Annotated in this window: 16 protein-coding genes and 1 pseudogene; 9 read left to right on the forward strand and 8 right to left on the reverse strand. The window is 44.0% G+C overall.

Annotated elements, in window-relative coordinates; all coding sequences use genetic code 11:
- The first annotated feature begins 53 nt into the window (after positions 1-53).
- On the forward strand, positions 54-1,241 hold the full coding sequence (locus ACX6CI_RS19545) for a hypothetical protein (RefSeq protein ID WP_458775339.1): 1,188 nt from the start codon (positions 54-56) through the stop codon (positions 1,239-1,241).
- A 355-nt stretch (positions 1,242-1,596) separates the two neighbouring features.
- On the opposite strand, the gene ACX6CI_RS19550 is transcribed toward ACX6CI_RS19545, so the two are convergent.
- The 8 genes and pseudogenes from ACX6CI_RS19550 to ACX6CI_RS19585 all read right to left on the reverse strand — a co-directional run bounded on the left by ACX6CI_RS19550 (position 1,597) and on the right by ACX6CI_RS19585 (position 8,998).
- Positions 1,597-2,064, reverse strand: coding sequence for a GNAT family N-acetyltransferase (locus ACX6CI_RS19550; protein ID WP_458775340.1), 468 nt, complete (start codon positions 2,062-2,064; stop codon positions 1,597-1,599).
- Between the two features lie 75 nt (positions 2,065-2,139).
- On the reverse strand, positions 2,140-2,487 hold the full coding sequence (locus tag ACX6CI_RS19555; protein WP_458775341.1) for a hypothetical protein: 348 nt from the start codon (positions 2,485-2,487) through the stop codon (positions 2,140-2,142).
- 247 nt (positions 2,488-2,734) lie between these two features.
- The gene (locus tag ACX6CI_RS19560) at positions 2,735-3,850 is read right to left on the reverse strand and encodes a sodium ion-translocating decarboxylase subunit beta (protein WP_458778491.1); all 1,116 of its coding nucleotides are present in this window, start codon (positions 3,848-3,850) and stop codon (positions 2,735-2,737) included.
- A 123-nt stretch (positions 3,851-3,973) separates the two neighbouring features.
- A pseudogene (locus ACX6CI_RS19565) lies at positions 3,974-4,249 on the reverse strand (biotin/lipoyl-containing protein); the annotation flags it as partial.
- A 214-nt stretch (positions 4,250-4,463) separates the two neighbouring features.
- Positions 4,464-6,260, reverse strand: a complete 1,797-nt coding sequence (locus ACX6CI_RS19570; protein ID WP_458775342.1) for a biotin/lipoyl-containing protein — start codon at positions 6,258-6,260, stop codon at positions 4,464-4,466.
- An 81-nt stretch (positions 6,261-6,341) separates the two neighbouring features.
- Positions 6,342-6,611, reverse strand: a complete 270-nt coding sequence (locus ACX6CI_RS19575; RefSeq protein WP_458775343.1) for an OadG family transporter subunit — start codon at positions 6,609-6,611, stop codon at positions 6,342-6,344.
- A 250-nt stretch (positions 6,612-6,861) separates the two neighbouring features.
- Positions 6,862-7,146, reverse strand: a complete 285-nt coding sequence (locus tag ACX6CI_RS19580; protein ID WP_458775344.1) for an antibiotic biosynthesis monooxygenase family protein — start codon at positions 7,144-7,146, stop codon at positions 6,862-6,864.
- Positions 7,147-7,261: 115 nt separating this feature from the next.
- Positions 7,262-8,998, reverse strand: a complete 1,737-nt coding sequence (locus ACX6CI_RS19585; RefSeq protein ID WP_458775345.1) for a vWA domain-containing protein — start codon at positions 8,996-8,998, stop codon at positions 7,262-7,264.
- 161 nt (positions 8,999-9,159) lie between these two features.
- Here ACX6CI_RS19585 and ACX6CI_RS19590 point away from each other — a divergent pair, with 161 nt between their 5' ends.
- The 8 genes from ACX6CI_RS19590 to ACX6CI_RS19625 all read left to right on the forward strand — a co-directional run bounded on the left by ACX6CI_RS19590 (position 9,160) and on the right by ACX6CI_RS19625 (position 20,606).
- Positions 9,160-9,972, forward strand: coding sequence for a hypothetical protein (locus ACX6CI_RS19590; protein WP_458775346.1), 813 nt, complete (start codon positions 9,160-9,162; stop codon positions 9,970-9,972).
- A 79-nt stretch (positions 9,973-10,051) separates the two neighbouring features.
- Entirely contained in the window at positions 10,052-10,936 is an 885-nt protein-coding gene (locus ACX6CI_RS19595; protein ID WP_458775347.1) for a hypothetical protein, read from the forward strand.
- Positions 10,937-10,999: 63 nt separating this feature from the next.
- Positions 11,000-11,707: an orotidine-5'-phosphate decarboxylase gene (pyrF, locus tag ACX6CI_RS19600; RefSeq protein ID WP_458775348.1), complete on the forward strand. Its 708-nt coding sequence runs from the start codon at positions 11,000-11,002 to the stop codon at positions 11,705-11,707.
- Positions 11,708-11,996: 289 nt separating this feature from the next.
- Positions 11,997-13,454: a TrkH family potassium uptake protein gene (locus ACX6CI_RS19605; RefSeq protein ID WP_458775349.1), complete on the forward strand. Its 1,458-nt coding sequence runs from the start codon at positions 11,997-11,999 to the stop codon at positions 13,452-13,454.
- 212 nt (positions 13,455-13,666) lie between these two features.
- Complete coding sequence (locus ACX6CI_RS19610; protein ID WP_458775350.1) at positions 13,667-15,001, forward strand: PhoH family protein; 1,335 nt, start codon at positions 13,667-13,669, stop codon at positions 14,999-15,001.
- A 221-nt stretch (positions 15,002-15,222) separates the two neighbouring features.
- Positions 15,223-17,256, forward strand: a complete 2,034-nt coding sequence (locus tag ACX6CI_RS19615; RefSeq protein WP_458775351.1) for a TonB-dependent receptor plug domain-containing protein — start codon at positions 15,223-15,225, stop codon at positions 17,254-17,256.
- Positions 17,257-17,262: 6 nt separating this feature from the next.
- The gene (locus ACX6CI_RS19620) at positions 17,263-17,817 is read left to right on the forward strand and encodes a YfiR family protein (protein ID WP_458775352.1); all 555 of its coding nucleotides are present in this window, start codon (positions 17,263-17,265) and stop codon (positions 17,815-17,817) included.
- Positions 17,817-20,606, forward strand: coding sequence for a response regulator (locus tag ACX6CI_RS19625; RefSeq protein WP_458775353.1), 2,790 nt, complete (start codon positions 17,817-17,819; stop codon positions 20,604-20,606). The genes ACX6CI_RS19620 and ACX6CI_RS19625 overlap by 1 nt, the downstream gene beginning before the upstream one ends.
- Positions 20,607-20,610: the final 4 nt, after the last annotated feature.

A 20,610-nucleotide genomic window follows, 5' to 3' on the forward strand; every position in this document is an offset into this window, starting at 1 on the left:
TTTTCAGGAGAAGCCGTCTGAAGTGACCGTTCTTTTAACCGATTGGAGCTTATATGAGTCGTTCCTACCCAAGAGAAGTCGTCACTCCACATCGTCCGATACCAACGGAGATACCTAATGGAGTAGCACCAACTGAATTTTACAACAGCCCATGTAATTTGAGACATTTGAGTCGGGAAAGTGGACTGTTGCGAACCGAGGAGGGCTTTTTACTGTATAGGAAGGCTTTTGGTCACTCGAATCTTTTTGACACTTCAATAATATACGACACATCGACAAAGGTACTGGATCCCATGGGACGTCCTGTCAGGAGGGACCAGCTCACAAGGGATGAAAATCTGACCTTTAGCAGGATGACGAACGTTGTCCTGCAGTATATGCTTGAAAAATATCCGGACCCGGACGAACATCTCCTGTTTTGTGGGGAGGCAAGCCTTGACGCGACATGGCCAATCAATAAGCCGGGTGTGCCGAGTATCAGGATGATCCACAACCATTTTATGGTGTTTGAAAAGTCCCTCCTTGCAGCGTCTCCTCCTGCGAGTGCTGATGATCCAAATCTGACAGATAGTGGGCAAAATGGTCTGTTTCTCAACTATCTAAGTGATGTGTATCTGCGCTTTTTTGATGTACTGGACTTGAAGGTCTTGCGTCCTATTCCACCTGATGAATGTAAGTTATCGATAACAGGTTACCCCCAGGGCTTACCAAGTTGGGAGGTTGTCGGCGGGGCTGAGCAGCTGAATAAAGGACAGTTTTGGAAAGAGTATGATATGGTTTTGAGTGGTTTTTTAGAGTTTTACAGGACATTTTTTAATCTGGTTGCCTCGGGAGACACCAAGGTTCCAAAGGATTCGCAATATGCGGATCAGATCGAAAATATCCTCCTGTACTCCAATCAGCTTCATCAAGCCGCACGGATTTTACGTTTGCAGGTGATTGAAGATCCTATGTTTGCCAATGAGATACGTTGGCAACCCGCGTATAAACAGCTTTTGTACAGGGATGATAAAGGTCGTTTGATAGTCACCATCAGTCAGAATTCGGTGGGAAACGCAATCACTGAACTCTTGGGTATTGTGGTGAAACGTATTCCAGATGAAGAGGCTTATGCACAAGTTGAGAGTAGACTGGTAGAGCAATTACTCGAGCTTCGATATCGCTTGATAGGCTATGGACTGGGAAGTGCTGTCGCAACACCGTCCTGGCCAAGCGGTCGATTTGAGCCGCCAATGAAATAAGCTTTGGGTTTGACCGTTTTAGTTTTTCGGGTAGAAGATATTACAGAAGCTTTGTGACAAAAGGTTAGACGTGTTTTACTCATTATCCCCGTTCCAATGAGTAAAATGAACGTATGGTGCCTTGAGGTGTTCTACAATGGAGTAACTCTGAAGTTATCATCAGGCGAACTTCAGTGTACCTCTCTTAAATGTCGTACTATGTACTAATTTGACTCTCTAGTGATTGTATTAACTTTTTGTAGGAATCAGGATAGTTAGATACTATCAACCACACGAAACTACAACATGGAGCAACCGCAGTGCTCTGCCGCAAATTTGAAGCGCAGCATAAAATGTGTCCGACAGTAGCGATTTGTTAAACAAATGCATATTTCATTTTATATCCGCCCGTAATCTCGAAGCCGTTATTTTGGTAAAAATCAACTGTGCCATTAAATTCTGGAACTGGGGGCGTACATAATTCTAAACGCTTCCAGTTTTTTGACCTTCCATACTCAACAATTTTTTCTAAAAGGTGCTTACCAATGTTTTGTGATCGGTATTCAGATAAAACATAAAACTCCTGAATGATGCCGAACACACCTGCCGCATAAAGAGATCGGCTTTCACAAATAGCACCAAATCCAACAATCGTATCATTGTCGAAAGCAGCGACAACCTGATAGTGGCCATCTTTGATAAAATTATCACATAAATTTGTCGTTAGCGGAACATCGACATTAAAATGCTCAATTCCTGTTCTTTCTATAATTTCATTAATCAAGCATACAGCAAGTTTTGCTATTTCATTTGAATTTGTGACATCAACTAATTTATATTCCATATTACGATTATCTTCTCACCTTGTTAAGAAAGTATTGTCTTCCATGAGCGTATTAAAAAATGGAGCAATGATACGCTACACTGAATTCCATATAAAACAAAGCACTCCAATGCTACCAGCAAGAAACCATGTGTTCAAAAAAATCGCACTTCCCCATTCCCTGATTGCAACCAAATTTTTTGACAGTTTTAAAGAAAATTTAGATTGCTGTCCATACCAATGAATTATTAAAAATATTCCCCATCCCCAAATAATCAATAACCAGCCAACCCCAAGCAGAGGAAACAAGTTAATTTGTAGCTTTATCGAAACCAGTATTGATAACATGCAGACAAAGACGCCAATACCAACCATCCCAAGATAGTACCAGCGATATCGATAGTATCTCAAAGATATCCTTTTATACAAGTTTGGTGTTGGCATACTGGGTTTACCTGTTCATTTATAAATATAATATAGTTTACTTACTACCTGTTATGCACAGATGAAGTATGTCAGGCAATCTGCAAGATACCACGGCAGTAGCATCAATTAACCACTAAAAGTTAAAACGGTTAAACTTGAGTGCAACTGGTCAAAATATATTGCTTGCGCAGAAGAAGTTGAATAAAAAAGGGGTCGGCCACAGTAAAGTGACCGACCCCTCTTGGTAGTAAACAATGGTGCTGTTTTACAACAGAGCGAGTAACACACCAGCAGCGACAGCAGAACCGATAACGCCGGAAACGTTGGCGCCCATGGCATGCATGATCAGGTGGTTTTGAGGGTTGGCCTCAAGACCTACCTTATTAACAACTCTGGCAGCCATCGGTACAGCAGAGACACCGGCTGCACCAATCAGTGGATTGATAGGAGTCTTACTCATCTTGTTCATAAGTTTGGCAAGAAGAACACCAGCTGCAGTACCAATACAGAAGGCAACCATACCAAGAGCAAGGATACCTAAGGTCTCAAGGTTAAGGAACTTGTCAGCAGACAGCTTGGAGCCAACGCCTAGACCAAGGAAGATGGTGACGGTATACATCAATGAACTCTTGATGGTATCGGTAAGTCTGTCCACAACACCACATTCTTTGGCCAGATTACCAAGCATAAACATACCGATAAGAGGGGCCGCCGAAGGAAGCAGAGTCGTACAGATTCCAAGTACTAAGAGAGGAAGAATGATCTTTTCAAGCTTGGACACATGGCGCATCTGAACCATCTTGATCTGTCTTTCTTCTTCAGTTGTGAGCCATTTCATAATTGGCGGCTGAATTAGAGGTACGAGTGCCATATATGAGTAGGCTGCAATGGCGATGGACCCCAGAAGTCGTGGTGACAACTGGCTAGAGAGAAAGATTGCTGTGGGACCGTCAGCCCCGCCGATGATACCAATTGCAGCGGCATCGGCCAGAGAGAAATTGATCCCGGGAACCAGATCAGAAAGCGCAAGAGCGCCAAGCAGGGTGGTGAATATACCAAATTGTGCTGCGCCACCTAAAAGGATAGTCTTAGGATTGGCAATCATTGGACCGAAATCAGTTAATGCACCAACACCCATGAATATGATCAGAGGAAAGACACCGGTGGTGATACCCACTTCATAGATATAGTAGAGAATTCCGCCTGGTTCGGCGATTCCTGCCATGGGGATGTTGGAGAGAATTGCACCAAACCCGATGGGTACGAGTAGGAGTGGCTCAAACTTTTTGAATATCCCCAGATACATCAGAAGAAGGCCCACAAAAATCATCAGAACTCGACCAATTCCAACAGTCCAATCCTTATTGAGTTGACCATCGATTATTCCGTAAATACCTGTTGTCTTGTATAAATTACCAATAAGATCAGATATGGGAGGAAGGGCGTGATCCTCTTCGATGGTGGGTTTTTCCGCTACAATTTCAGAAGTCTGAATAGTTCCTATAGGGTCATTCTTGTGGAGCTTCTGGTATGAGGTGACGTTTAGCTCAGTGATTTTTCCTGACTTCCCCGCACGAAGAACAATAACTGCTCCATCCTCCGCCTTCAGGGTAGCGATTTCATCACCACTGTAGATGTAGTCACCGGGTGCAACCAGAACCCGTTTTATTTTAGCGTCTGCAGGAGATACTATTGCAATGGTACCATCCTTGCTTTCAGCAAAGGAGGTCCAGGGCAAAAGCAGACCCAGCAGAACAACCATGAAAATTTTGATTTTCATAATACTATCCCGGTAAAAGCAAAACGATGGGCCCCCGGACGTATTTGAGGGGGCCTGAAATTATAGGCTACCTTTAAAAATTGCTATTTCGCCCAACTTCTTCGTTACACACAAAATTTTATCCTCGGAATATAGGTATATGCCTGTGGTAAAATTTTTCATGTGCCTCGAATTTTGACGAATTATCTGATTTTTCAAGGTACCCTAAACGCAATCAGCCGATGGTAAAGAGCAGGTCAGAGGCCTGAACTGTATCACCGGAGTCCACATGAATGGCGAGCACCTTACCTGCACATGGCGACTTGACTTCCGATTCCATCTTCATCGCTTCCATAACAACGAGTGGCTGATCAACAGTCACTGCGCTGCCAACTTCCACCATTATTTTAACAATGTTGCCAGGAGTTGGGGCCTCAACATCAGTACCTTCAACAGCGGCAGGTGCTGCAGCCGGAGCAGCTGTGGCTGCGGGTGCTGCCTGGATACCGCCTGCTTCAGAAACAGAAACGTTGTATGGCTTGTTGTTTACGGTGATAGTGTAATCCCGTGGGCCAATGGACGCAGCAGCAGGAGCAGCCGTAGCCTTAGCAGCAGGCTTTTTGGCTTCTGCTGGCTCATCGGTAATCTTACGGATGTTGGTGACGGCATTACCTTGGAGGAAGTCCAACCCTTTTTGCTCACAACTTGCAACAATGAAGATGTTTTCGTCATTAACCGGAAGGTTGTTTTCCTGGAGGATTTTGGTCGCTTTAGGAATACCGGGTTCGAGAATATCGAGAGGATTTTCGGTGAAAACAGGCTTTTCAAGCTGTTCTGAAGCAAGCTTAATGATTTCAGGGTCAGCAGGAACAGGAGTACGACCAAAGTAGCCAAGAACCATGTTTCCATAACTAGGATTAATTTTCTTCCATTTACCCTGGGTTACGTTGAGGTATGCCTGCTGAAAGTAGAACTGGGATACTGGGGTAACAGAGGTACCAAAACCACCACGGGCAACAACTTCAGCCATCTCTTTGATAACATCGCCGTAGAGGTGCAGGGTTCCGGTATCACGCATCATCATGGTGTTGGCGGTAAGCGCGCCACCAGGCATTGGAGACAGGGTAACCTTAGGAGAAACCATCTTCGCTTCTGGTGGGAAGAAGTAATCTTTCATCGCTTCTTCAAATTCGTCTGAGGCGACGATAACCTTCTCATAGTCGAGATCGAGAGTATAGTCGGTGCCTTTAAGGGCGTGCATCATGGAGAGGATGTCAGGCTGACAGGTACCTCCACTTACAGGAGACTTGGCAAGATCGACTCCGTCAGCACCACCTTCAATGGCTGCCATATTCTGCGAAATTCCAAGACCTGCTGTGTCGTGGGTATGGAACCAGAGTATGGTGTCGTCAGAAACGATCTTACGGGCAGCCTTCAGGGTCTCATATACTTTTCTTGGATTTGAGGTTCCTGAGGCATCTTTAAAACAGATGGAATGGAATGGAATGTTTGCATCGAGGATCTGCTTGAGGCGATCCATGTAGAAATCCGGATCATGGGCACCGGAACATCCTGGTGGAAGCTCCATCATGGAAACAACGATCTGGTGGTTGAGACCGTGATGTGCAATACGTTCACCTGAGTATTCAAGGTTACGAACGTCGTTGAGTGCGTCGAAGTTACGGATTGTGGTCATTCCGTGCTTTTTGAACATCTTGGCATGGAGATCAATGATATCACGGGGGCATTGACTGAGTGCCACCACGTTAATTCCACGGGCAAGTGTCTGCAGGGCAACGTCGGGACCAACTTCAGTTCTAAAGCGATCCATCATGTCAAAGGCGGACTCACCACAATAGAAAAATAAACTCTGAAAACGGGCACCACCGCCGGCTTCGATGTTTGTGATACCAGCTTCTACAGATGCTTTGACAGCGGGCATGAAGTCATCAGTGAAAACCCGGGCACCAAATACAGATTGAAAACCGTCTCTGAAAGACGTGTCCATGAATTGAATAACTTTTTTACTCACCGTTCATCTCCTCGTATAAATTGTTGACTCTAATACTACAATTTTTACCGATTAATATTCTTTTGCTCCAGCCAAAAGGGCCTAGGCTTGTGCAAAGCGTTCCGCTTCATATGCAGCAACTGCTGCTGCAATGACTGCGATGTCATCATCAGCATCAACGGATGCAGCTTCTTTGGCCTGTTTTCTTTTAAGCGCCTGGAGTTCTCTTTCTTTTGCTATGGCATCAAGTTCTTTTGCAGCCTCACCCTTAGTGAAATAGGCAATGAGATTGATGAACAGAATCATAAGGCAAAGAAATAGCATGACGGTTGTCATGCCTACAATCATTAGCTTAACACCTTCAAATAACATTTGGTCCTAACCTCGCTTGAGTTGAATTGTTATTGGTATGTTAAAAGACGAAGGGCCCCAGAGTACCACAGAGTATAGGGGGGAATCAAAACAGTAACGTAAATAGAAAGTACAAATGTTTCTGATCTAACGTACTTTTTTAGATATGTGCATAGTCGCTTACTATGCACAATAAATGAATTGGATTCGTCTACGTGGAGAAAGACTGTACCACACTGTTGTGGCGGGGTACAGTCTTTTTAGGGAGGGATTATACTTCGTATACAGAGTAGTCGGTTTCTTGTCCGAGAAGGAGGTCAATTTCGCACTGAATAGTGGCTCTTTCCTCATTGTTAAGCCAAGCATTCCAGTCTTCTATAGATTGCCAAGTTGAGATAACCATGCACTCATCCTCGCGATCAACTCTCTTCAATGTTTCTCCATAAATGTATCCGGGTTGGTTTAACGTTAGACTACGGAGTTTTTTGAGCAGCAGGGTGAGAGCCAGAACATTTTCTGTAGTAACGTTCCTTTTTATGAATATTTTAACCGTCATAGAACACTCCTTTTTGATCTGGATGGTAGGTTATGAACATCTGCTCCTAACAATATAAATTATAATAAATATAAATAAAATTGTAAAGGGGCTCGTTGTTAACCATACTGGTTCATTATGAGTTGTTAAGAAGTTCTGCTGTCTCAACAAGCTTAATAAATTCTGCCCTTAAGCCTTCACTATCATTTCCTTTACTGTTTTTTGCGATATCGATAAGCTCTGTGTAATGTACTGCTTTGAGATATTCAGAATTCTGTAAATGCATACCAAACCATGCAACCACAGTGGCGAATCTGTAATCATTACTTGTTTCTTTAAGTTTGTTCTTGGATTGTTTCAGGGTATGCTTAAGAAGCTTGGATTCTGTTTTTACAGGATCTTTGTACCTGAGGCTCACTGTGAGGATTTCATCCCCTATTGTGTTCTTATTACGAATATTTTGTTTGTATTTAAGTTGAGGGACTTCAGGTATATCTGAACTATCTGGTGGAATAATTTCATAAAGGGCGGTGACGGTATGACCGACGCCTATTTCACCTGCATCTTTTGTGTCGTCTGCAAAGTCCTCATCGGCTAGAATCCTGTTGTCATAGCCAATAAGCCGGTATGCACCTACAAGTGCCGGATTGAACTCTATCTGAAGTTTGACGTCTTTTGCAAGGGTGTAGAGGGTGCTGAGCCTCTCTTTCACCAGTACCTTTTTGGCTTCAAGAAGAGAGTCAATATAGCTGTAATTACCATTTCCCTTATCAGCCAGCATTTCCATGGTGTCGTCTTTGTAATTGCCATTTCCAAAACCAAGAACAGTCAAAAATACTCCTTTTTCACGCTCATTTTCAATGAGTCTGGTTAGTTCACTACGGTCGGTAACACCAACATTAAAATCCCCATCCGAGGCGAGAATGATCCGGTTATTCGCCCCAGCAAAATAGTTTTGATGGGCAAGGTCATAAGCCTTTGTGATGGCTGCCGATCCATGGGTTGATCCTCCAGAGTGAAGTTGGTCAATGGCCTGGGTAATTGTATCTTTTTGGTCTCCTGACGTTGGTGGCAGGACTACACGGTTACTACCAGCATATACAACGATTGCAAGTCTATCCCTTGCTGAAAGCTGTTTGGTGAGCATCTTCATAGATTTCTTAACCAGGGGCAACTTTTGTGGTTGATTCATTGACCCTGATACATCAATAAGAAATACAAGGTTTGAGGGAGGAAGGGCTTCTGCAGATATTTCAGCGGCTTTAAGGCCGATCATCGCAATCTGGTGATCCTGGTTCCAAGGGCATGGGCCGAGCTCTGTGGATATTGCAACCGGGTCTTTCTCTGGACGTTGATAATCGTACTCAAAATAGTTGAGCATCTCTTCAATTCGAACGGCTCCCACAGGAACCTTTTGGCCGTTTTGCAGGAAGCGGCGAATATTGGCGTATGATCCGGTATCAACGTCAATTGAAAAGGTGGAAAGAGAGTCATTGGAGGCAGCTATAAAGGATTGTTCGGAGACAGGATTATATGATTCTTGGGAGTAGTGTTGAGGCGTCGGCAGAAAGTGGGATGGACTCGGGGGTGCGGCACTGGTTGCAGCATAGTTGAGTGAACGTTTATGTAATTCTTTGTGGCGACCTTTCTGAGCTACTTGTTCAGAGACTAAGGCAACGTCGCTAAGAGTTGAAATTTGAGGAATCGTATTTCCCGCTTTAGCGCTATCAAAATCTGTTTGCTGTTTCCCTATAGTAGCATGTTTGACCTTATCTTCTGGCTCGGTTGTTGGTATCTGAGGGCTGCAACCTTGTACCAAAAAAGATGTGGTGAGTACCACGGAAAGTATTCTGGAATGAGTAAAACTGTTCATACTGGTCTCCTTAATCATAGTTGTTGTTTACCGTTTATCGGGGTGTGTTCTGTGTTACTATTTGAGGAAGACGACCAGTTGTGTAAAATGTGTCGAATTTTTTCAAGCTATCCTTTTAAAAGTTACAAAAGATTGAAATCACAATATCGCTAGGAGTTGTTTTGACAGATTGGAGAGAGCTGGTTTTTCAACATTGGGACCTGATTACAGCTTTAAGTGTGCGCAGATTCGGTTCGACGTCTTTTGCTGAGGAGGCAGTACTTGCAGCAGTTGATGGCTTGAGCAAGGATGACTGGCACCGGCTGAAAACGTATAAGGGTGAGGCGTCCTTTAAAAGTTATCTCAGTGTTTTGGTTGTCAGACTTTTTGAAGATTTTTCGAGAAAACGCTTTGGGCGGGTTCGACCACCTGCCTGGGTGAACAGTCTCGGGGGGATTTGGCCGAAACTATTTGTTGCCCTCTGTCTTGAAAGACTTGGGGTAGAGTGGGCCGTCGAAGCCCTCCACCAGCGGGATGGGGTACCACCGAAAAAAACAGTAGAAGACGCTGCATATACCTTACTTGGCAGAATTCCAAGCTGTGGAGCAAATAGTAGTGAGACCACCTTTGATGACTTCACCGAGAACCATATTGCAGGGAACAACAGTGGAACTGGCGACAACAATTTGTATGAAGCCAGGGAGAGTGCACAGTTTATAGAGGATATTTTTTCAGCGATATGTGGCGAAGGTGTCGAAATAGATGGCAGGGCGGTTCAATCCAAATATAGTCGTTTGACCATATCGCTTACAGCCCAGGAACGACTGTTATTAAAGCTCCATTTTCAGGATGGTATGAATATCACTGAAGCTGGACGAATGTTAGATCTTAATCGATTTCAAGTCCATGGTAAGATGAAACGATTAATGGGACGTCTGCGGGATGAGTTTGAACGAGTAGGGCTTGCAGAAGAGATTAGACAGATTCTTCGTTGATGATGACAAAATCTAACTTCTTGTCCGTCTATTACTGTATGAGATATCAAAGGTACGATTTAAAATTGGTAAATAGTCTATGAAGCCAACTGGGAAAAAAGATCGTTTAACCGCCGTACTGGCCCTTGGGGCGGATGAAAAAATGCCAGTCGAAGGGTGCCTGGGAGATGAAGAGTTTGCTCTCTTACTTGAGTCCAAGCTACCGGATAGACAGCAAAAGCTATGTATGGACCATCTGGCCCGGTGTGATTCCTGCTATGGACAGTGGAAGATAGTAAAAGAAACTCAAATCTCCCAGAAAAGAAATAATATTATCCCAATCATTACAGCGAGATCTTATAAATATATCGGGTCAACCCTTGCTGTTGCTGCAACCCTTGCCCTTTTTCTTAATGTATACGAGCCAGATGTAACGCAAATGCCGGCTATGGACAAGGACGATACTGTCTCAAATAGCCAGATTTTGCCTGAAGCTACAGAAGTTCTGGAGGATAGTGGGAGTGGGGTGAGTGCAATGGACTCTTCAGAGGTATTGGAGCAAAAGAGTGGTGCTCCGGAGCCATTAAATTACATGCAGAAATCAAAACTCCGTGGTAAAGCAGAATCCAGCAATATTGAGGCACCAGCGGCTCTTGCACCTTCCATGGAGGATGAGCTGCAGAGTCGGCGGTCAGCGCCTGTAAAATCATCTTCTGTGAGGAAAGCGGCAAGGAAAGAAATTCCATTGGAGGGTGATATCTTTAGGCTTATAAAGAGTGGCTGTGAACAGCCCACCTATGACGCTACGTATTGGGATAGAGTGGTTCATGTAGAGAGGTTGGCGGGGGAGGGCAGTAAGGTGTCACTGTCAGAAGACAATGTTGTCCGCTTAATGGAGCTCATCGATGATATGGATGGAGCAAACTGGCAGCACTATTGTGATGAAATGTTAGGCTTACTTGCAGAAGAATACAAGAGCAGGTAATAGTAGGCAACGAATAGTCTGATACCTAAGAACAACTATAAATAGAGACAAGAGACGAAAACTATGAGTGATATAATACCGTTAAATGAAAGAATCATCGTAGCCCTTGATGTTGATGACAAAGAGCAGGCAAAAGAGCTTGTTAAAAAATGTGAATCCCATACCTCCTACTTCAAGGTTGGTCTACAGCTCTTTATGAGCAGCTGGTTTGAGACAGTGGACTGGATTGTTGATCGTGGTCATAAGGTTATGCTGGATCTTAAATTTTTTGATATCCCTGAAACCGTTAAACTTGCAGTGGAACAGGTGAATAACCGTGGGGTTAGTCTTGCGACCATCCATGGCAATGATCCAATTATACGTGCGGCTGTGAGTGCCCGTGGTGATATGAAACTTTTGGCTGTGACCGTGCTGACCAGTTTTGGTGAAGAAGATCTCCGTGCCATGGGAATGACTCAGTCCATAGAGGACCTCGTCTATTTTAGAGCTAAAAGGGCACTAGAGCTTGGTTGTGATGGTGTGGTATCCTCAGGGCTTGAAGCTGAAAAAATGCGTACAGACCTTGGTGAAAAACTGCTCATCGTCACACCGGGAATTCGACCGGGAGCTAATGTTCGGGATGGCAGTGATGATCAAAAACGTATAGTGACTGCAGGTATGGCCATTAAAAATGGTGCAAGTCACGTTGTTGTGGGCCGTCCTATTACAAAGGCAGATGATCCGATTCGGGTTATTGAGCAGATGCAGCAGGAAATCGCAACTGTCTCATAAATGCAAGCTGTCACGATCACTGTAACCCTGGTAAACGGCAAATAAGCCGGGACTATTTTTGGTACTCGCTCGACGGGTATAAGTGCCGTGCCGGTTAGTACCTTACTCAGGAAAACCTGTCATAAAAACAGGTAGGATAGATTCCGAGAAACTGAGTTGAGGTAAATTCATTGTTTCGAGTAATTCACAAGGTACTTATCCCGTTTATCGGGGCTAGATTAACCTTATGGTTGCAAATAGAACATCTGAGTTGTTTGTTGTGACAGAAGTTCAAGAGTAAGGCTCTAAAATGAATATCACCTCTATTGCAAATGTATTTGGGACCCTGCTTATTGTAACCGGGAGCTCAATGCTGCTTCCGGCACTCTGTTCCCTATACTATGGGGAAGATGATCTTGTCGCACTTATTGTCTCAGCCTGTATCATTGTACTGGCGGGGATACCATTCAAACGGTTTTTCCGAAATGAAAACCAGCTTGGGATTAAGGACGGGATTTTCCTTGCCTCCTTTGGCTGGGTGGTTATTTCTGTGGTTTCGACCCTGCCGTTTCTGATCCACGGGAGTATTCCGTCATTTACCGATGCTTTTTTTGAAATGATGTCGGGCTATACCACAACCGGGGCGACGATCTTAAACGATATTGAAGCCCTGCCCCATGGTTTACTCTTCTGGCGGAGTCAGACCCATCTCCTTGGAGGGATGGGCTTTTTGACCCTGACCCTTATATTCCTTCCTCATGGTATGGGGTCTGTGCGGGTTTTCCGTGCGGAATCAAGCCCAGGTCAAGTGATTACAAAGGATAAATTTAAGGCCCGTAATAAGGACACCTTAATCTGGCTCTGGTCCATTTATATCATGCTCAATGTTGTTCAGGCTTTTTTGCTGAGCATCCATGGCATGTCTGTTTTTGACTCATTGTGCCATGCCTTTGGTACGGTTTCAACCTCAGGCTACTCCACTATGAACGCTTCTGTTGGAGCATTTAACAGCGCCTATGTAGACTGGATAACCACAATATTTATGATCCTTGGAGGAGTGACCTTTGTTCTTTTTTATCAGGTAGCCAAGGGGGATTGGGAACAGGTCAGGATGAATACCGAGTTTCGCTGGTACCTGGGCTTTCTTATCTTTTTTTGCGGTATAGTTTCGCTCATCCTCTATCAAAACGAGGTGTACGCAGGTTTTTGGGATTGCCTTCGTTACGGTACATTTCAGGTGGTTTCAATACTTACCACCACTGGTTTTACCACTGCGGATTATGAACTCTGGCCCCAGGCGGCACAGATGTTTATTTTTGTTGTCTGTTTTGTTGGTGCCTGTGCCGGTTCAACCACCAGTGGGATCAAGGTGGTGCATTACGTTGTTATTATGAAGTATATGTACTCCTCAGTGAAAAGGATTTTTCTTCAACCTATGTCTGTCACGGCCCTGCGTATTAATGGCCGCCCCGTCGATGCCTCCATTATCGATCTTTCTGTCTGCTATTTTATAGTTAATATCTTTTTAGTTCTTATCGGGGCCTGTGTCATGGTACTGCTCGAAGATATTGACTATATCACCTCCATGAGCTCTATCATCGCAACCCTTATGAATATCGGTCCAGGTTTTGGGGATATTGGCCCGAGTGAGAATTTTAGTTTTTTCAGTGATACTTCAAAATGGTTTCTCTCCTGGAACATGCTGGTGGGTAGGCTCGAGATGTTTTCTGCACTGGTTATTTTCTTTCCTGCATTCTGGAAAAAATAACAGAACTCAATCATTAATATCACCAAGTGATAATAGATTCTTAATCATCAATATAAGTTATTTGTTTTCCTGGTGAAAATGACTTAACATATTATTAACTGGAGGTATTTTTGTACCTTAGGAGTTTGTGATCAGCTCTCTTGCTGTAGCAAGCGGGGAGTGGATTTAGGGTTCGATGAATGCCTCTTAAACCTCTGATTGGTTGGAGATTTATGACCCTAAACAGTAAAGTCTTTATCCTTGATACCAATGTAATTCTTCACGACAGTTCGTGTCTCTACAATTTTCAGGAGCACGACATCATTATTCCAATCACCGTTCTCGAAGAGCTGGATAGTTTTAAAAAAGGCCAGCAAATTATCAATTTTCATGCACGACAATTTGTGCGGTCGTTAGATGTACTTAGCTCCGATAAACTGTTTAACGGCGGGATGCGAATAGGTCCCGACAATGGGAAAATCGCCATTCGCCTGGAACGTCCGATGCACGACGACCTAAAGGATTCCTTTCCCGGACAGGATAAACCCGATCATAGAATACTTAATATTGCCTACCATATTGCCAAAGAGCAGGTCGGAAAAAGTATCGTTTTAGTAAGTAAAGACGTTAACCTGAGGATGAAAGCCAGATCTGTTGGTTTACTTTCTGAGGATTATACAACTGATCATGTGCGGGGGGATTTGGAAAAAACCTATGCCGGATGCCTTGAAATTCAGGATGTTCCGGATCAGTTTCTAGATGCTCTCTATAGTGGGGATGGTGCAGAAAAAAAGGATGGGATGTTTGAAGAGGATGCTCTTCTTGACAATCAGTATATCATCCTCAAAAATGGTAAAAAATCTGCACTTGCGGTGTATAAAAAGAACACGGATACCATTGAACGTATTCACAAATCCACGGTGTACGGCATTGTTCCGAGAAATGCAGAACAATCCTTTGCTGTGCACTCCCTGCTTGATAACTCTATTCCCCTGGTCACTGTCACCGGAAAGGCGGGGACCGGGAAGACACTCCTGGCACTGGCCGCAGCCCTTGAGGTACGAAAGTACTATCACCAGATACTGCTGACGCGACCTATCGTTCCATTGTCTAATAAGGATATTGGTTATCTTCCAGGCGATATAAATTCAAAGATTGGCCCCTATATGCAGCCCCTATACGATAATCTTGGGGTGATTAAGAATCAGTTTCCGCAAAACAGCGATATGTATAAACGTCTTCAGCTTATGCTGGAAGATGAAAAGCTGATGATTGAACCTTTGGCCTATATACGGGGTCGGAGCCTTGTGAAAAAGTATATGATTGTGGATGAGGCGCAGAACCTTACTCCCCTTGAAGTAAAAACAATCATCACAAGGGCGGGAGAGGGAACTAAGATTGTATTGACTGGTGATATTCAGCAGATAGATCATCCATATTTAGATAGTAATTCGAATGGCTTGAGTAGTCTTATCTATAAGATGCAGGGACAAAAACTCTATGCCCACGTTGATCTTCAAAAAGGAGAACGATCAGAACTTGCAGAACTCGCCAGTGATCTGTTGTAAAGATCTTATTTTTCATGGAATCTAGTTTAAGCCCGTACCGTTGTTTGGTACGGGCTTTTTTATGTCCTGTTTTCGCATCGTCGGTCCTGTACCTTTGTAAGACCTCTAAAAATAGATGAGAAATTTGAGTAGGGATTATTAATGTGATACAATTTTAAATAGTTGATTAAGTCGTTTATTTATAGCCTCGTTAGTTTTGATATTTTTGATATGGACCTGAGATGAAAAAAACGCTTTTACGCACTCTATGTATGGGTACAGCCTGTTTGATGAGTGGTTTGCCTGTGAGTTGTTTTGCAAGTGGGGATAGTGGTGAAAATGAGTATATCGATATGGATATATCTCAACTCATGAATATTACAATCACTTCGGTGTCGAAGAAACCACAGAACCTCTCAGATGCGGCTGCCGCCGTTTTCGTCATTACCGCAGAAGATATAAAGAGTTCTGGAGTGACCAATGTGGCGGATGCTCTGGCAATGGCCCCTGGCCTGCAAGTGGCAAAAATCAGCTCTTCTAAATGGTCGGTCTCGTCCCGGGGTTTTTCAGGCTATACCTCAAATAAGCTACTTATTCTCATCGATGGACGTTCCGTTTATTCTCCAGCCTATAGCGGTACTTTTTGGGATCAACAGAATGTACTCCTTGAAGATATTGAAAGGATAGAGGTTGTTCGAGGGCCGGGTGGAACCCTCTGGGGAGCTAATGCGGTCAACGGTGTCATCAATATTATTACTAAAAAGGCGGAAGAGACCCAAGGTGGTTTATTGGTCGCCGGGCTAGGAGATCAGGAAAAGGTGCTTGCCGGAGGCCGTTATGGCGCAAAGCTTGGGGAATCCACCTATGGTCGCCTATCTCTATCCTATAATGACAGGGAAGAAAACAGCCTCTATTCTGGTGGGGAAGATGCTGGAGATGACTGGCAGAGTATGCGGGGCAGTTTCCGTGTTGATGGTGAGCAGGCTACAAAAGGAAACTGGACGGTACAGGGGGCGTTATATAAAAATGATGAAGACCAGATTGTGTCTCCGTACTGGACGCTGGAACCTCCCTATTTAACTTCTGTAAACGGTTCAATTGAGGATGAAGGTGCGAATGTTCTGGGTCGTTATGAGCACGCTTTTACTGACGATAAAATACTCACAGTTCAAGCGTACTACGACTATACAGATCGATCTGATGATTACTATCAGCAGACTTTTAATATTTATGATCTCGATTTGCAGTATCAAATTGGACTTGGAGCACGTAACAGTCTTACGATGGGAACTGGTTTTAGATGGACAGACGGCGACTTTAGTGATTCCGGTCAGGTTGTATTGTCAGATAGGACCGATGAGTTATACAGTGCGTTTGTTCAGGATGAAATTACCCTTGTTCCAGATAGTATCTGGTTTACCTTAGGGACAAAATGGGAACATAACGATTATACGGGAGCAGAGTGGCAGCCCAGTGCCCGGGTTCTCTGGAAACCAGCAGTAAACCATTCTGTCTGGACCTCAGTTGCAAGAGCTGTACGAACACCTTCCATGGTTGAGAGTGGAGGAGAGATTGTTGTTGCTGTAGTGCCCACTGAGTTTGATGTAATGCAAGTGAACATAGTGGGAAATGAAGATTTTGAATCAGAAGAACTCATTGCCTATGAGGCTGGATATCGTTGGCAAACGAGTGTTGATGTCTCTCTTGATCTGGCCATCTTTTATAACGACTATGAACAGACTTATACCGTAGCCAATGTACCGCCGGCCACTGGATTTGATCTTACATTTATCAATGGAGTGACTGGAGAGTCCTATGGACTGGAGGCTGTTGTTGATTGGAAAGCAGCCGATTGGCTTACGTTCCAGGCAGTATACTCCTATATTGATATGTCATTTGAGCTCGACGATGGAGTCAGTGAAACAGCGTCTTCAACTATATTTACTGGCTACGTTGAGAACTCCAGTCCACAGCATCAGGCATCTCTACGCTCCACTGTGGATATTGCCAAGAACTGGAAGGTTAATCTATGGCTTAGATACGTCGATGATATTGTGGTGATAAATAGTGAGGATATTCTTGGTGGAGAACTTGCTGTGGATGACTACTTCACCCTGGACGCCAATATCACCTGGAAAATCACAGATAGTATTGAGCTGATGTTGGCTGGTCAGAACATGCTGGAGGACCGCCAACTGCAATATGCTTCCGAATATACCACACCACCCACAGCTATAGAGCGTGGTTTTTATGGAAAAGTGACCTGGGAATTCTAAAAAGATATGGGTTTTTTTATTAATAAAAATATTACCATATTACTGTTATTGCTCTGCAGTGTTACCTTACCTTTCGGTTCAATTGCTGTGGCTGATGTTCCGGTTGAGTCAAAGGTGAAGGCTGCGTTTGTGGTCAACTTTGCACGCTTTATCAATTGGCCGACTGAGGTTTTTGAAGAGCGTAATGCACCTCTTGTGATCTGTACTGTGGGGCTTGCCAGGGACAATCAGGTTTTTGCGGGAATTGAATCCAAAAAGATTAAGGGACACCCGCTGGCTCTGCAGAGCTTTGCAGCACTTGAAGAAGTACGTTCAACATCATGTCATCTTCTCTATATGACTAATGTCCCCGAAAAGAGTGTGCAAGCATATCTGGCAGAGAGTAATTCGTCTCCCGTTGTCAGTATTGGCGAGTCGGATGGTTTTGCAGGTCATGGTGGGGTTATAGAGTTTATAAAAATTAAAGATCGCCTGTCATTTAAGATCAACAACTCAGAAGCAAAAAGGAGACGAATTCATATCAATGCATCTCTGTTGGATCTGGCAGAGGAGGTGTACTGATGGGACCATTGAGGAGTTGGTTCACGGCACTTTCAATTAGAAGAAAACTCCATGTTATCATTCTTCTTTCCTGCACTATTGCCCTTATCTTTGCAACAGTTGTATCCTTTATAAGTCAAAGCTATCTTTTTAACAAACAGCTCAGCAGTGATTTGAAAATTCTTGCCCAGGTGCTTGGTGAAAATAGTAGGGCGGCTGTGATGTTTCAGGATTCCGGGACACTGGATTCTATTTTGGGATCACTTGCAGAAAAGCCGGATGTGATTCAGGCTTATATTTCCGATGCTGATGATGTTGTGCTCTCTACCTATCACAACACATCCTTTAATAGCATCGAAGTCGGCCATACTAACACTGCGCCAGGAGTCTACATTGACGGAGAACGTGCCACAGTCTTGCAGCCACTGCTATTCGACGGTGAGAAATTGGGTAACCTGAGGCTCTTGGTTAGTCTTGATGAGTTCAGAAAAAATCAGTTGATAATTACCCTATTTCTAGCCATTTCTATTGGAATGGCCCTGCTTGTTGCTCTGGTCTTTTCTAACCGGATTTTGGGGTATGTATTAGATCCGATTCTCAGTCTCTATAAAACCATGGAGACCATATCAGAAGAGAAGCAGTATACCTTGCGCACAAAAGTGTACCATGATGACGAGTTGGGCCAACTTGCCCATGGTTTCAACAATATGATAGCTGAGATTCAGGAGCGTGATGACTATCTGGAAGATCAGGTTGATAAGAGAACAGAGGATTTTAGAAAAGCAAAAGATAAGGCGGAGGCCGCTAATAGGGCCAAAAGTGAGTTTCTGGCCAATATGAGTCATGAGATACGGACTCCAATGAATGCAATTATCGGCATGACCCACCTGGCCCTGCAGGCCAACCCAAGTCAGAAACAGCAAAAGTTCCTGATGACGGTGAAACACTCTGCTGATAATTTGTTGGGAATTTTAAATGATATTCTGGATTTTTCAAAAATAGAGGCGGGGCAGCTTCAACTTAACCATCAGCCATTTCTATTGGATCAGGTTATCACCTCTGTATTTTCAACAATGCAGATGCTGGCCCATGAAAAGGGTCTTGCTCTGAAATATATTCAGGACCCCGACCTGCAAAAAGCCTTTATTGGTGATGATCTGAGGCTTCGACAGATATTGTTTAACCTCATTGGTAATGCAATTAAGTTTACCCAGTTCGGTTCTGTTAAGGTTCATCTAAAGAGTGATCATGAGACGAACAAAGATGGCAAGATACAACTAGTAGCACGTGTTGAAGATACTGGTATTGGCATTGAACAACATAAGCTCGAAACTATTTTCAACAGCTTTGAGCAGGCCGATAACAGTTATGTGAGAGAGTATGGCGGAACGGGACTGGGCCTTGCCATTAGCCGACAACTCACCTCCATGATGGATGGTGAGCTGGCGGCGAGCAGTGAGCTCGGAGTAGGGTCTGTGTTCTCTTTTTCAATATTTCTGGAACCCTGTGAAGAGGGTGAAGTGGTAATGCCCAACAGGTCGGTTACTCATCAAAACTTTGCTCTACGTAAACTGCATATTCTTATTGCCGATGACAATGAAGTTAACAGGGATCTTGCCCGTATGGTTCTTGAGAAAGAACATGAAATTGAAACGGCCATAAATGGCCAGCAGGCCCTACTTGCCCTTTGTCATAACAGTTATGATGTGGTGCTGATGGACGTGCAAATGCCGGTAATGGATGGTTTGTCAGTGACTCGAATTATCCGTCAGGTAGAAGATGGAGAGAGCATTGATGATCCTGCTTTAAGCGGTATTCTCCCCCTTCTTCAGGAACGTTTGTCGGGAAGACATCTACCGGTTATTGCAATGACAGCCCACGCCATGGCAGGAGATCAGGATCTTTGTCTGGCTGCAGGTATGGATGGCTATGTTACCAAACCGTTTCAGATAGACCAGCTCTATGGCGCTCTGGGTATGGTGGATGGCTTGCAACAGGAACTTTCCAAAGAGGTAAAAGAGTCTTGGGGCCAGGTAGACCCCGTGGGTTCATCTGATAATCATTCAACTTCTGAGATTGTAGAGTTTTTAAGTTTAAATATCGGTCTTAGTCGTGAGCAGGCTGAAAACACAGCAGTAAAGGCTTGTAAGCAGATAGAAGAGATACTTATTCGTATGAATTCTTCGCAAGCCTTAGGTGAGTTGAGGAAGTTTAGAGATGATAGCCATCAGATAAAAGGATTGTTTCTACAATGCGGTTTGACTGAATGTGCTGATATCGCCCAGGCTCTGTTTGAGTGCTCCCAGGAAGAACTTGAAAACAATAACGTAGTAAAGAGTTTAAGGCGGATGAGTGAGGTGATGCAGGAGTTAGATCTACCTTCTTCCCCAGAATATACAGCAGTACTGGATAGTGATGTACAAGAGGCAGGAGGGCAGATTCTGGTCTTGGAAGATAATCTGGTGATCCAGGAAGTTGTCGGAGAGATGTGCGAGATGCTCGGTTATAAACCGCAAATGACAACTGATGGTTCCAAGGCCTTTGATCTGTATAGGCAGAGCGTTGATGCGGGGAAGCCGTTTGATATTGTGTTGCTTGATTTAAATATCCCACGGGGTATGGGCGGCTTAGAGACAGCTCAGAACATTCTGGCAATTGATCAGGGGGCGCGGATGGTAGTTTGTAGTGGTGATGCTGAAGACCCTGTGATGTCTTCCTACTTAGATCACGGTTTTTGTATGCGCCTGAAAAAGCCGTATTCTTTTAGTGATTTTAAAGAATTACTCAACGACTTGATACAGAATAAATAGTATT

The organism is Desulforhopalus glucosivorans (assembly GCF_054397165.1).

Coding starts and splice junctions, on each gene's coding strand:
- ACX6CI_RS19610 (WP_458775350.1), top strand. CDS start 13,667: ATGACCCTAAACAGTAAAGTCTTTATCCTTGATACCAATGTAATTCTT.
- pyrF (WP_458775348.1), top strand. CDS start 11,000: ATGAGTGATATAATACCGTTAAATGAAAGAATCATCGTAGCCCTTGAT.
- ACX6CI_RS19555 (WP_458775341.1), bottom strand. CDS start 2,487: ATGCCAACACCAAACTTGTATAAAAGGATATCTTTGAGATACTATCGA.
- ACX6CI_RS19620 (WP_458775352.1), top strand. CDS start 17,263: ATGGGTTTTTTTATTAATAAAAATATTACCATATTACTGTTATTGCTC.
- ACX6CI_RS19625 (WP_458775353.1), top strand. CDS start 17,817: ATGGGACCATTGAGGAGTTGGTTCACGGCACTTTCAATTAGAAGAAAA.
- ACX6CI_RS19605 (WP_458775349.1), top strand. CDS start 11,997: ATGAATATCACCTCTATTGCAAATGTATTTGGGACCCTGCTTATTGTA.
- ACX6CI_RS19545 (WP_458775339.1), top strand. CDS start 54: ATGAGTCGTTCCTACCCAAGAGAAGTCGTCACTCCACATCGTCCGATA.
- ACX6CI_RS19615 (WP_458775351.1), top strand. CDS start 15,223: ATGAAAAAAACGCTTTTACGCACTCTATGTATGGGTACAGCCTGTTTG.
- ACX6CI_RS19585 (WP_458775345.1), bottom strand. CDS start 8,998: ATGAACAGTTTTACTCATTCCAGAATACTTTCCGTGGTACTCACCACA.
- ACX6CI_RS19580 (WP_458775344.1), bottom strand. CDS start 7,146: ATGACGGTTAAAATATTCATAAAAAGGAACGTTACTACAGAAAATGTT.
- ACX6CI_RS19550 (WP_458775340.1), bottom strand. CDS start 2,064: ATGGAATATAAATTAGTTGATGTCACAAATTCAAATGAAATAGCAAAA.
- ACX6CI_RS19595 (WP_458775347.1), top strand. CDS start 10,052: ATGAAGCCAACTGGGAAAAAAGATCGTTTAACCGCCGTACTGGCCCTT.
- ACX6CI_RS19575 (WP_458775343.1), bottom strand. CDS start 6,611: ATGTTATTTGAAGGTGTTAAGCTAATGATTGTAGGCATGACAACCGTC.